The organism is Thetidibacter halocola, assembly GCF_018224955.1.
In the GTDB taxonomy this organism is placed as follows: domain Bacteria; phylum Pseudomonadota; class Alphaproteobacteria; order Rhodobacterales; family Rhodobacteraceae; genus Thetidibacter; species Thetidibacter halocola.
The window spans coordinates 13,828-26,859 of sequence record NZ_JAGTUU010000012.1; the positions used below are offsets into that span (position 1 = coordinate 13,828).

Sequence of the window (13,032 nt, forward strand, 5' to 3'; positions counted from 1 at the left end):
AATGCAGCCAGACACAGGATGATCAAGGCGCAAAATGAACATCTTGCGCGACAAACCCATCAGGATCGGGGAAGGACGTACGGCGTCGTCAGCCCGAGGCCGACTTCTCGGCCAGGTAGACCACCGCCTGCGCCAGCGTCGCGATGCGCGGGTAATCGCGTTCCGGGATGTCGACTCCCAGCCTTTCGTGCAGCGCCGTGACGAGGTTCAGCACATCCATCGAATCCAATTCCAGATCGTCCTGGAGGTGGTCGTTTTCACCCACGGTTTCCGGGTCGATATCGGGTGCGACACGCACCAGTTCCTCGAGGTAGATCGCGCGATAATCGGTCATAGGGCCTCCGGTTTCTGCATGAGTTCCTCGAATGCCGCGATGAATTTCGCGGCGACACGGCCGTCGCTGACGCGGTGATCGGCGGACAGGGTCAGTGTCACCACGTGGCGCGGCACGACCGCGCCCTCGACCACCCAGGGCCGCAGGTGCGGCGCGCCGATGCCCACGATGGCGACCTGCGGGGGAAAGATGACGCCCGTCATCGACTCGGCTCCGGTCTCGCCGAGGCTGGAGATGGTGATCGTGCCTTGCGTCATCTCCGAGGCGCGCAGCCGCCCCGCACGGGCGCGGGTGACAAGATCGCGCATGCCCGCCATGGTTTCGTCCAGCGTCATCCCGCTCGCATCGCGCAGCGCCGGGGCGACCAGCCCGCCGCCACGCAGGGCAATGGCAATGCCGGGATTCACCATGTCGGACGGTTTGAACCCCGCCTCGTCGGTGTAATGCCCGTTGATCGCCGGAACCTGCTGCGCCGCCAGCACCGTCGCCCGGATGAACAGCGCACCCAAGAGCACGCGCTCGGCCGGGGGCAGATCCGCGTTGCGCGCCTCGAGAAAGGCAATGGCCGGGTCCACGTCGATGGTCTCGGACAGGTAGAAATGCGGGATCGTCTGTTTCGACCGCGTCATGGCGGCGGCGATGGCCTTGCGCATCTCGGCCAAGGGCGAGGATGTCTTTTGCGTCGCCGGTTTCGCAGCATGCTCCACGTCAGCATAAAGGATCGCCCCGCCCGGCCCGCTGCCTTTCAGGGATGCCAGATCGACGCCCCGCTCTGCCGCCAGCGCGCGGGCGGCGGGCGAGATGCGCAGGGCGCCCGGCGTCGCGGGGGCGACGGGCGGCACGGGTTGCGCCGCCGGCTTCCTTGCGGCCTCGGGCACCGTCGGCGTAGGTTCCGGTGCCGCGGGCGGCGTGGGCGGCGGCACAGGTTGCCCTACCGGTTGCTTCGCGGCCTCGGGCTCCGGCGTCAGTGTGGTCTGTTCAGGTTTCGGTGCCGCGCCCGGCGCGGGCTTCGGCGTCGGAACCGCTTCGGACGGTGCCTCTCCTTCGCCGAGGATCACCGCCAGCGGCGCGCCCACCGGCAATTCCTGCCCCAGATCGGCCAGCAATTCCTGCACCGTGCCGTCCTGGAACACCTCGATCTCGATTGCGCCCTTCTGCGTCTCGACCGCCGCCACAACGTCGCCGCGATGGACCGTGTCGCCAGGCGCGATCATCCATTCCACCAGCCGGCCCGCCTCCATGTCGGCGCCGAGAGAGGGCATCTTGAAGACCGCCATCCTCAGCGCCCCATCTGTCCGCGGGCCGCCGCGACGATGGCGGGCACCTGCGGGATCGAGGCGTCCTCGAGGTGTTTCGGATAGGGGATCGGCACCTCGGCCGAACAGACCCGGCCCACCGGCCCGTCGAGCGACCAGAAGGCCTGTTCCATGATCCGCGCCGCGATCTCGGCCGAGATCGAGCCGGTCTTCCACCCCTCGTCCACGATCACCGCGCGGCGCGTCTTGGCCACCGAGGCCATGATGGTTTCGTCGTCCAGCGGCCGCAGGCTGCGCAGATCGATCACCTCGGCCTCGATGCCATCCTTGGCCAGTTCCTCGGCCGCCTCGAGCGTCTTCCAGAGCGATCCGCCATAGGTGATGAGGCTGAGATCCTTGCCCGCGCGACGCACCGCCGCGCGGGTGATGTCCACCGCCCCGGCAGCGGTATCCAGCATCCCCGTCCGGTTATACAGCATCACGTTCTCGAAGATCAGCACCGGGTCGGGATCCTGCAACGCGGTCCACAGCATGCCGCGCGCATCCTCGACCGTGGCGGGGGCCAGCACCTTGAGGCCGGGGATATGGCCATACCAGCCTTCCAGCGAATGCGAATGCTGCGCCGCCAGCTGCTTGCCCGCCCCGGTCGCCATGCGGATGACCACCGGCACGCCGAACTGACCGCCAGACATGTGGCGGATCGTGGCGGCGGTGTTCATGATCTGGTCGAGCGCCAGAAGGCTGAAGTTCACCGTCATCAACTCGACGATGGGTCGCATCCCCGCCGCCGCCGCGCCGATCCCCGCGCCGGTGAAGCCGCTCTCGGACAGCGGCGTGTCGCGGATGCGATCCTCGCCGAATTCGGCCATCAGCCCCTTGGACACCGCGTAGCAGCCACCATAGGCGCCGACATCCTCGCCCATCATGAAGACGCGCTCGTCGCGCAACATGGCGTCGCGGATGCCCTGCTTCACCGCCTCGCGATAGGTGATCTCGACCGTCTCGCCAGAGGGCTGCGTGGGCGCGGGTGGTTCGGGCTGCGGCCCGAGGACATGTGTCGTCAGGTCTTCGACCGACTCCCACTCGGCGGCCTCGGCAAAGGCCACGGCCTCGGCGATCTCGGCGTCGATCTTCGCCGTCAGGTCGGCCACGTCGCTGTCGTGGATCAGGCCGTTTTCCAGCAGCCAGCCCTGAAAGCGCACGATCGGCCCCTTGGAGCGCCACTCCTCGATCTCTGCCTTGTCACGATACAACTGGGCGTCGAACATGGAATGCGCGCGGAACCGGTAGGTGCGGCATTCCAACAGCACCGGGCGCCCGGTTTCGCGCATCGACGCCAGCGCGCGGCGCGCGGCGCGTTCGACCTCGACCACGTTCATGCCGTCCACGACCTGAGACTCGACACCATAGGCGGCCGCCTTGGCGTGGATGTCGGTCTGCGATTCCGACCGTGCGAGCGCCGTTCCCATCGCGTAGCCGTTGTTCTCGCAGACGAAAAGCACCGGCAGGTCCCAAAGCTCGGCAAGATTCATCGTCTCGTGGAACTCACCCTCGGCCACCGCGCCCTCGCCGAAGAAACAGGCGGTCACGCCGCCCGTCCCCATCATCCGGTCGGCCAGCGCCAGCCCGCCGGCCAGTGGCAACCCGCCGCCCACGATGGCGTTGCCGCCGTAGAAGTTCCGTTCCGCGTCGAACAGGTGCATCGACCCGCCCCGTCCGCCGGAACAGCCCGACCGCTTGCCATACATCTCGGCCATGACGCCCGTCATCGGCACGCCGCGCACCAGCGCGTGGCCGTGTTCGCGGTAGGTCGCCACGATCCGGTCCTTTTCGGTCAGCAGCGGGATGACGCCGGCGGCAATGGCCTCTTCGCCGTCGTAGAGATGCAGAAAGCCGCGGATCTTTTCCTGCGTATACATCTCGGCGCATTTGTCCTCGAAGCGGCGGATGCGGATCATGTGGCCCAGCAGGTCCAGCACATGGGCGCGGTCGAGGCGTATCTTGTCGGAACTGGTCATGTCTCGTCCGTCTCCAGCGTGGAAATGTCGCCCTCGGGCAGGCCCAGTTCGCGCGCCTTCAGCAGGCGGCGCATGATCTTGCCGGACCGTGTCTTGGGCAGGGTGTTGCGGAAGACGACCTCGCGCGGCGCCACGGCGGGGCCGAGTTTCTTGCGCGCATGGCCGCGGATTTCGCGTTCCAGGTCCTCGGACGGGGTGAAGCCCGGGTTCAGCGTGACATAGGCCTTGACCACCTCGCCCGCGGTCTCGTCGGGGATGCCGATCACGCCCGCCTCGGCCACGGCCTGGTGTTCGATGAGGGCGGATTCCACCTCGAACGGGCCGATCAGGTGGCCGGATGTCTTGATCAGGTCGTCGGCCCGGCCAACGAACCAGAAATACCCGTCCTTGTCCCGCATCGCGAGGTCGCCCGACAGATACCAGCCATCGACAAAGCATTTGTCGTAGCGCGCCTGTTCATGCAGGTAGGCCCGCATCATCGACGGCCAGCCCGGGCGCAGGGCCAGTTCGCCCACTTCGCCAGTGCCCAGTTCGCGCAGCGTCCCGTCCTCGCGCTCGACGATCCCGGCCTCGATTCCCGGCAAGGGCTTGCCCATCGAGCCGGGACGCACCTCCATTCCCGGGCGGTTGGCGATCATGATGCCGCCGGTTTCCGTCTGCCACCAGTTGTCGTGGAAGGGCTGGCCAAAGACCTGTTCCGACCAGACGACCGCCTCGGGGTTCAGCGGCTCACCCACCGAGGCGAGGAACCGCAGGCCGGAGAAATCGTATGACGCCGCCGCCTCGCGCCCGGCGCGCATCATCATTCGGATCGCGGTGGGCGCGGAATACCAGACCTGAACCTTTTCGTTCTGGACGATGGAATACCAGCGGTCGAGGTCGAACTCGGCCTCGTCCACCAGCATCGTCACCCGGTTCACCAGCGGTGCTATGATCCCGTAGGAGGTGCCCGTGACCCAGCCCGGATCGGCGGTGCACCAATACCGCGTGCCCGGCGTCAGGTCGAGCGCGTGACGCCCGGAAAAGGCGTGATACAGCACCGCCTGGTGCACATGCACCGCGCCCTTGGGCCGCCCGGTCGTGCCGGAGGTGAAATGGATCAGTGCCGGGTCCTCGGGTGCGGTCGCCACGGTCTCGAATACTGGCGAGGCCGCCGCCATGGCGGGGCCCAGCGCGACGCAGCCATCGGGCGCCTCGTCGCCGAGGATCAGCACCAGTTTCAGCGTCTTTATCTCGTCCCGCCACGGCGCGATCTTGCGGCGATAGATGCTTTCGGTGGTCAGCAAGGCGTTTGCGCCGCCAATCTCCATCCGCATGCGGATCGGGTCGGGACCGAAGGCGGAAAACAGCGGGGTAAAGACCATGCCGGCCTTCAGAGTTCCCAGCGCACCGGCGTACAGTTCCGGCACGCGGCCTGCCATCGCGAACAGGCTGTCTCCCTTGTCCAGCCCATGCGCCGCCAGCACGTTGGCAAAGCGCGCGGCCATACTCGCCATATCGGCATAGGTCAGGTCGCGTCGCTCGCCCTCCTTGCCCAGCCAGCGCAGCGCCACCTGCTCGCCATGGCCCGCGATGACATGCCTGTCCAGCGCCTCGTGGCAGATGTTCAGTCCACCCTTCCAGCCGTCCAGCATGGCGCGGGCCTCGCCCCAGCCGTCATCCGACGCGGGCTTCGTTCCGGTATCCTCTGTCATGGCCGTCCTCCCGCCAGACAGCCTGCGGCAAGCAGGGCGACACCGGAATGACGCAGATCAAGGCGGCGTCAGGCGGCGCGGCCCCGGAACAGGCCCAGCGACTTGAGGATCTCGGGCACGATCAGCAGCGGCAGCGATAGCGCGGCGATCATGCCCCATTCATTCCAGCCCAGCGGCACGGTCTGCAACAGCGTCTGGAGCGGCGCCCAGTAGACCGCCGCGACCTGGAGCGAGATCATCGCAGCGAAGGCCAGCAGCAGCACCGGGTTGCCCGACAGCCCCAGCCGCCAGTTCGGCGTCCTGAGCGAACGAAAGGCAAAGACGCTGACCTTTTCGAACACGACCATGCCGGTGAAGGCCGCGGTGCGGGCGACATCCACGCCCAGCGGGCGCAGCATCTCGAACAGCAGGACAGCCGCGGCCCCGGTATAAAGGCCAAAGGCCATGATCACCGTCACGCTGCCCAGCGACAGCACCCGGTCGGTCGAGGCGCGGGGCGGGTCGCGCATCTGCGCCTTTTCCGAAGGCTCCAGCCCCAGCGCGACCGCCGTGACCCCGTCTGTAATGAGGTTCATCCACAGGATCTGCGTTGGCAGGAAGATCAGCGGCGCCAGCATGATCGTGTTGACGATCAGCGCCACCACCTCGCCCGCGTTAGAGGACAACAGGTAGCGGACGAACTTGCGCGTGTTGTCGAACTGCCGCCTCCCCTCGCGGATGGCGCCGACGATGGTGGCGTAATTGTCGTCCAGCAGGATCAGGTCGGCGGCGTCCTTGGCGACCTCGGTGCCGCGGATCGCCATTGCGACGCCGATATCGGCCTTGCGCAGGGCGGGGGCGTCGTTCACCCCGTCGCCGGTCATCGCCACCGTCTCGCCCAGCGCCTGGAGCGCGCCGACGATGCGCAGCTTGTCCGCCGGAGAGACGCGGGCGAAGCCCACCGGCTGCGACAGGGTCTCGGCCAGCGCCGCGTCGTCCATCTTGGCCAGTTCGGCCCCGGTGACGATCCGCTTGGCACCGATGCCCAACTGGTCGGCGACATTGCGCGCGGTGGCGGGGTGGTCGCCGGTGATGATCAGCGTGCGGATGCCCGCGCCGCGCGCCGCGCGGATGGCACCCGCGACCTCCATCCGGGGCGGATCGATCATGCCGACAAGCCCCACGAGGACCATGCGGCTTTCCTCGATCATCTCGCCCGAGGCCTCGCGGCTGGCCAGGGCGATCACGCGAAAGCCGCGCTCGGCCATGCGGTGGGCGGCCTCGCGGGCGGCATCGGCGCCCTCGTCGGTCAGCGGCGCCGGGCCATGGGCGGTCAACACCCGGTCGCAGATGCCGATGACCAGTTCTGGCGCGCCCTTGGTCAGCACCGTGCCGCCGCCCTCGCCCAGTTCCAGCACGCTCATCCGCTTGCGGTCACTGGTGAAGGGCAGTTCCGCGATCACCGGCGCGCGCGCGTCGGTCGGCGCCCAGGCCTTGTGCGCCAGCACGATCAGCGCGGCCTCGGTCGGATCGCCATGGGCGACCCAGGTCTCGCCCTCGCGCGACAACCGGGCGTGGGAGCAGACCAGCCCGACATGGCAGGCGCGGTCCAGCACCGGGTCGTCGCCCCAGCGCAGCTTGTGGCCGCCCTGAGCGACGTGGCCCGCCGGGTCATAACCGCTGCCCGTGACCTCGTAGGCCGCGTCGCGGGTCCAGATCTCGCGCACGGTCATCTGGTTCTCGGTCAGGGTGCCGGTCTTGTCGGTGCAGATCACGCTGGCCGCGCCCAGCGTCTCGACGGCCTGGAGGTTGCGCACCAGCGCGTTCTGCCGCGCCATCGCCGCTGCCCCCAGCGCCAGCGTCACCGTCACCACGGCGGGCAGGCCCTCGGGCACCATGGCGACCGCCATCGACAAGCCCAGCATGAAGACCTGAAGCGTTTCGAGCCCGCGCCAGACGCCCATCGCCGCCACCAGCACCGCGACCCCGATCGCCACCCAGCCAAGTTGACGCGCGAGGATCCCCAGTTCACGCTGGAGCGTGGTGGGCGTGTCTTCGACCGAGCCGGTCAGCAGGGCCACGCGGCCGAATTCTGTCTCTGTCCCGATGGCGGTGACGCGCGCCTCGGCATGGCCCGAGGTGACGGTGGTTCCCGAAAACAGCGGTTCCGCCGTGATCTTGGACACCGGCACGGATTCGCCCGTCAGCACGCTTTCGTCGATCTGGAGACCCACCTCGCGCAGCGTCTCGGCATCGGCCGGAACCCGGTCGCCCTCGGCCAGCAGGATCAGGTCGCCGGGCAGCAATTCGCGCGCGGGGATCACCCGTTCCTGGCCGTCGCGGATCACCGTCGCATGGGGTGACAGCATCGCCTGAAGCGCGCGCATCGCCTGTTCGGCCCGCCATTCCTGGGTAAAGCCCAGCACGCCGTTCAGCACCACGACGGCTCCGATCGCCAGAGCATCGACCCGCTCGCCCAGCGCCAGCGCGATCAGCCCGGCAACGATCAGCATCAGCACGAGAACGCCGGTGAACTGCCGCAGCAGGACGACAGCGGCCGAGACGCGCTTGCCCCTCGGCAGCTCGTTCCAGCCATGTTCGGCGCGCAGGCGATGGATCTCGGCGCCTGTCAGCCCCTGCGGGTCCTGTATCATGTGCGGTTCTGCCATTGCGTCCCTTGCCGGTCGGAGGCGATCGGCGCCCCACCCCTCCGACAGCTATCGAAAGCGGTGGCGGCGGGGCATGACCTGCGTCAAGGCCTAGCGCTGAAAGACGTAGGTTCCGGGCGCTGGCCCCAGCGGCGGCAGACCCTCGCTGGCGGCGCCCATCGACGGCGGCGCGACGCGGATCCCGCTGCCATGACGGTTCAGCCAGTCGCGCCAGTCCGGCCACCACGAGCCGTCCTTCGGCGGATGCGCAGCCGCCCAGCGGTCGGGCGGCTGATACAGGTCGCCCGGCTTGCGGCAGCCGATGCGGTAGCGCCGGTGCGGGTGGCCCGGCTCGCTCACCACACCGCCATTATGCCCGCCGCTGGTCAGCGCAAAGGTCAGTTCCGTGTCGGTGAACAGCGCCAGCTTGTAGACCGAGCGCCACGGCGCGATGTGGTCCTTTTCGGTGCCCAGCGCAAAGATCGGCGCGGTGATGTCTCCCAGCGCGATGACCGCCCCCTCGACGGCAAAGCGGCCCGCCGACAGGCGGTTTTCTAGGAACAGGCCGCGCAGGTATTCCGAATGCATCCGCGCGGGCATCCGCGTCGCGTCGGCGTTCCAGGTGCCGATGTCGCTCTGCGCGTCGTCCTCGCCCAGGAAATAACGGCGCACCGCATGGGACCAGACAAGGTCGTGCGACCGCAGCGCACGGAAGGCGCCCACCATCTGCCGCTTGTCCAGGTATCCCTGGTCCCACATCGCGTCCTCGAGGAAGGCGACCTGCGCCTCGTCGACGAACAGGCCCAGTTCGCCGGCTTCGGCGAAATCGACCTGCGCGGCCAGCAGCGTCAGCGAGGCAAGACGGTCGTCGCCGTCGCGCGCCATGGTGGCGGCGGCGATGGACAGGATCGTGCCGCCGAGGCAATAGCCGCAGGCATGTATCTTCTGCCCCGGAACGATCCGGCCCACGGCGTCGATCGCCGCCATGACGCCCTGCTTGCGGTAATCGTCCAGCGACAGGTCGCGGCACTCGGCCCCCGGGTTGCGCCACGAGATGGCAAAGACGGTGAACCCCTGCCCCACCAGATAGTTGATCAGCGAATTCTGCGGGCTGAGATCGAGGATGTAGTATTTCATGATCCAGGCTGGCACGATCAGCACCGGTTCGGCCTGCACATTGTCGGTCTGTGGCGCATACTGGATCAGCTCGAACAGCGTGTTGCGCCAGACGACCTCGCCCGGCGTCGCGGCGATGTCGCGACCCACGGCAAATTCGGTCTCGGGTAGCGCCCCCTCGCCGGTCAAGCGGTCCATTGCGTCGGCCCAGGCGTGGCGCGCGCCCTCGACCAGGTTCTGGCCGCCCGTCTCTGCCGTGCGGCGCAGGATCTCGGGATTGGTCGCAGGAAAGTTTGAGGGCGACAGCACGTCCAGCATCTGACCAGCCATGAAATTCACCCGTTGCGCGGTCTTGGAGCGCATGCCGCGAATCTCGCCGGTGGCGTAATCCCACCAGTCCTCGGCGGCAAGGAACCCCTGCTGCCACAGCGCGAAGGGCGGCTTTTCCCAGCCCGCATCGTCGAACCGGCTGTCATTGGCCTTGGGCGCAAAGGGGCGCGTTCCGGCTGGCGCACCGGTCGTCACATGGGCGGCCAGCTTCGAGAAATTCTGTTGCGCCCGCATGGCCAAGTCCAGTTGCCGGCCCGGCGCGCGCGACAGGTGGCGTGCCCAATCCTCCCACGCGGCCCACACCGCATGGGGAGAGGCGCCACCGGAAACCCGCGCCTCGAGGGCGCGCACCGTGCGGTCGAGCGTGGAAAACCGCCGCTCGCCGCTGTCCGGCTCGACCGGGGGCGGCGGCAGGTCGGACGACACGGCCGGGACCGGAAGGGCGTGAGGTGCCGGCTCGGCCAATGGTCTTTCGGAAGCGGATGTCTTCAGGGGCCTGGTCATGGTCTGCACGCCTTCCGGTCAGTCGGTGACAACACCATAACTGGGGATCGCAGGCCTTTCGTGACAGAGGCGGCCGCGGCGACCTTCTGTCGCGCGGCCGCCCAGCCCCCGACCCGCTAAAGAAAGACCGTCACCGTGGACGGCACCAGCGCCACGATCACCAAAACCAGCAGCATCACCCCGATGAACGGCAGCGTCGCGGCAAAGATCTGTTCCACCGAGACATCCGGATCGTTCAGCGTGTTGTGCACGGTAAAGACGGAAATCCCGAAGGGCGGCGTCAGCAGCCCGATCTCGACCGCCAGCACCGTGACGATGCCGAAGTGCATCAGGTCGATCCCCATGCCCTGCGCGATGGGCGTGGCGATGGGCACCATGATCAACAGGATCGACGTGCTGTCGAGGATCATGCCCATCAGCAAAATGATCGCCGCGTAGAAGAAGATGAAGCCCAAAGGGCCAAAACCCGAGTCGGTGACAAGCCCCGCGATGGCGTTGGGCAGGCCCGCGATGGCCAGCATCCGCGAATAGAACGAGGCCGCGATCAGCAGCAGCAGGATCGAGACCGAGATCACGCCGGTCTGCTTCATCACCTGCCACAGCTTGTGCCGGTCCAGGCTGCGCCTCGACAGCGCGATCAGCAGCGCGCCGAAGGCACCGATGCCGCCCGCCTCTGTCGGGGTGAAGAAACCAGTGTAAAGTCCGCCCAGCACCAGCAGAACCAGCAACAGGATCGGGATCAGCTTGCCGATCATCACGCGCAGCGGCATCCGCTCGAAATCGCGGTCGAGCCGCCGTTCGCGGGCGCTGTCGGGATCGGTCAACACGAAGCGCGGGAACAGCAGCGTGACGCAGACCAGCATCGCGACGAAACCGCCCGCCAGCATCAGCCCCGGCACCACGCCGGCGATGAACATGCCCCCGATGGAGACCTCGGCCAGCACGCCGTAGATGATCAGCAGCAGGCTGGGCGGGATCAGCATGCCCAGCACCGACGATCCCGCCACGGTGCCCGCCGAAAAGGCCGGACGATAGCCGTGCCGCACCATTTCCGGCACCGCGACGCGCGTGAACACAGCGGCAGAGGCGATGGAGACGCCGGTGACGGCGGCAAAGATCGTGTTCGCGGCCACGGTCGCGACGCCCAGACCGCAGATCATCCGGCGCAGCAGTTCCTCGGCCACCTCGAACGTGTCGCGCCCCACGTTCGACACGCTGACCAGCAGCCCCATCAGCACGAAAAGCGGAATGGTGGCAAAGAGATAGTCCGCGATACCGGAATAGGCGGTCAGTTCCAGCATGCGGAAGGCCAGGCCGATATTGTCGCGGATCAACCAGATCCCGAGAAAGGCCACGCCGAACAGCGCATAGGCGATCTGCATGCCCAGCAGGACCAGCGCGACCAGCAGGCCGATCAGCACGAAACCGAAGACAAGCGTGGTCATGCAGGGGTCCTCAGGGTGCGAAGTTCCTCGGTCGCGCGATACAGCGCGGCCAGCACGGCCACGGCGCTGCCCAGCACGGTGATGCCGCGGAAGGGCCATGTGGGGATGGTCCAGACGCCCTGGACGCCAAAGAATTCCGCCGTCGCCCAGGCCTCGGGGAATTTCGGCCAGGACGCCCACAGGACAAGGCCGAAGACCACCGCGCCCGACAGGCAGAACAGCGCCTCGATCACCGCGACGGCGCGGGGAGAGGCACGCTCGATCCGGCGCACGAGGAAATCCGCCCGCGTCAGGCGCCTTTGCAGGATGGCGGCGGGCACCTGGAGAAAGACGATGGCGACCACGCCGCGCGCCGCGATCTCGGAGACGCCGGTGATCGGCATGTTCAGGAAGTTCCGCCCGATCACGTCCGCCACGATCAGCAGCATCAGCGCCCCGATCGAGGCCGTGCCGACCGCCGACATGGCCGCGGCGAGGCTGCCCAGCACGGCGCCGTATGGCGCCTGCGAAAAGGCCGGGACGAACCCGTCGTCAAGCTCTGCCGCGCTGTCGTCGCTCATGCCCGTCTCCTGCCGTCAAAGTAACGCCCGCCCGGCCATCATGACCGGGCGGGCGCAACGTGTCACCTGTGGGTCAGAGACCTTCGTCCCAGTTGCGCAGCGGGGTTGCGCCGCGCTCGCGCAGAGCGGCGAAATAGGCCTTGAGCACGGTCTTGCCCGCATCGCCGGTCTGTTCCAGCCAGGGTTCGATGATGTTGGGCAGGCCGCTGACCCACTTCGCCTTTTCCTCGTCGGGCAGCTGGTGGATGGTCAGGCCGGCGGCCTGCATCTCGGTCAGGGCGCGGGCGGCCAGGTCGCCCACATAGTCGCCATGCGCGACAGACGTCGCCTTGGCCGCCTCGCGGAAGGCCGCCTGAACCGGTTCGGGCAGACCCTCGAAAAAGGCCTTGTTGGCGGCGATGCCGCCGAAATACATCGAGCCGATGCCGACGCGGGTCAGTTCCGGGGCGACCTCGTAGACGCGGGTCGGCAGGATGCCCGAGGCAAAGGACAGCGCGCCCTCGGTCACACCGGTCTGGATGTTGGTATAATAGGTTGTCAGCGCGCCATCCACCGGCGTCGCGCCGGTGCCCTGCAGCCAGTTCGCCGAGGTGCCTGGCGCGTTCAGCTTGCGGTTCTGCAGGTCGGCCATCGAGGCGACTGGGAAGTTTGCGTAGATGTCGTAGCTGTCGGTGATCAGCGAGGACAGGTGCACCATGCCGTTCTCGGCCCAGCTGTTCTTCAGCTCGGGCAGGCTTTCCGACAGGTCGTCGAAGATCTCGATGATCATGCGGTGATCTTCGGTGGCGAAGGGCGTGAAATAGGTCACGTTCTGGAGCGGCATGTTCGCCCCTTCCCAGACCGTGCCGACCATGCCCACGTCCACGATCCCGTCCATCACCGCCTCGCGGGTGTCGGTGAACTTGTACAGCGTGCCGGCATAGTTCTCGACCCAGTTGACCTGGTATTCGTTGCCGCCCTCGGCGAGGATCCGGTTTACCTCGGGCTGAAAGGTGTTCTTCATCGCGTAGACCCAGATGTTGGCCTCGGGATGCGACGAGCCGATGTTGACGGTGATGCTTTGCTGCGCAAAGGCCGCGCTGCCCAGCAGCATGGCGGTGACCGTGGTGATGGTCATGAGTTTCATTGGTTTTCCTCCCTTGGATGGG

At 67.5% G+C, this 13,032-nt stretch carries 9 protein-coding genes; all 9 read right to left on the reverse strand.

Annotated features, from left to right (window positions below; all coding sequences use genetic code 11):
• Positions 1-88: 88 nt before the first annotated feature.
• The 9 genes from KB874_RS22015 to KB874_RS22055 all read right to left on the reverse strand — a co-directional run bounded on the left by KB874_RS22015 (position 89) and on the right by KB874_RS22055 (position 13,010).
• Positions 89-334: an acyl carrier protein gene (locus KB874_RS22015; RefSeq protein ID WP_212538726.1), complete on the reverse strand. Its 246-nt coding sequence runs from the start codon at positions 332-334 to the stop codon at positions 89-91.
• The gene (locus tag KB874_RS22020; RefSeq protein WP_212538727.1) at positions 331-1,611 is read right to left on the reverse strand and encodes a dihydrolipoamide acetyltransferase family protein; all 1,281 of its coding nucleotides are present in this window, start codon (positions 1,609-1,611) and stop codon (positions 331-333) included. The genes KB874_RS22015 and KB874_RS22020 overlap by 4 nt, the downstream gene beginning before the upstream one ends.
• A 2-nt stretch (positions 1,612-1,613) precedes the next feature.
• Entirely contained in the window at positions 1,614-3,608 is a 1,995-nt protein-coding gene (pdhA, locus tag KB874_RS22025; RefSeq protein WP_212538728.1) for a pyruvate dehydrogenase (acetyl-transferring) E1 component subunit alpha, read from the reverse strand.
• Positions 3,605-5,302, reverse strand: a complete 1,698-nt coding sequence (acsA, locus tag KB874_RS22030; protein WP_212538729.1) for an acetate--CoA ligase — start codon at positions 5,300-5,302, stop codon at positions 3,605-3,607. The genes pdhA and acsA overlap by 4 nt, the downstream gene beginning before the upstream one ends.
• Positions 5,303-5,370: 68 nt before the next feature.
• Complete coding sequence (locus tag KB874_RS22035) at positions 5,371-7,935, reverse strand: cation-translocating P-type ATPase (protein ID WP_249200742.1); 2,565 nt, start codon at positions 7,933-7,935, stop codon at positions 5,371-5,373.
• Positions 7,936-8,040: 105 nt separating this feature from the next.
• On the reverse strand, positions 8,041-9,801 hold the full coding sequence (locus KB874_RS22040; RefSeq protein WP_346346589.1) for a PHA/PHB synthase family protein: 1,761 nt from the start codon (positions 9,799-9,801) through the stop codon (positions 8,041-8,043).
• A 194-nt stretch (positions 9,802-9,995) separates the two neighbouring features.
• Positions 9,996-11,324, reverse strand: coding sequence for a TRAP transporter large permease (locus KB874_RS22045; RefSeq protein ID WP_212538732.1), 1,329 nt, complete (start codon positions 11,322-11,324; stop codon positions 9,996-9,998).
• Positions 11,321-11,884 carry a TRAP transporter small permease subunit gene (locus tag KB874_RS22050; protein WP_212538733.1) on the reverse strand — a complete coding sequence of 188 codons (564 nt, stop codon included), beginning with the start codon at positions 11,882-11,884 and terminating at the stop codon, positions 11,321-11,323. Before KB874_RS22050 ends, KB874_RS22045 begins: the two co-directional genes overlap by 4 nt.
• A 73-nt stretch (positions 11,885-11,957) precedes the next feature.
• On the reverse strand, positions 11,958-13,010 hold the full coding sequence (locus KB874_RS22055) for a C4-dicarboxylate TRAP transporter substrate-binding protein (protein WP_212538734.1): 1,053 nt from the start codon (positions 13,008-13,010) through the stop codon (positions 11,958-11,960).
• Positions 13,011-13,032 lie beyond the last annotated feature (22 nt).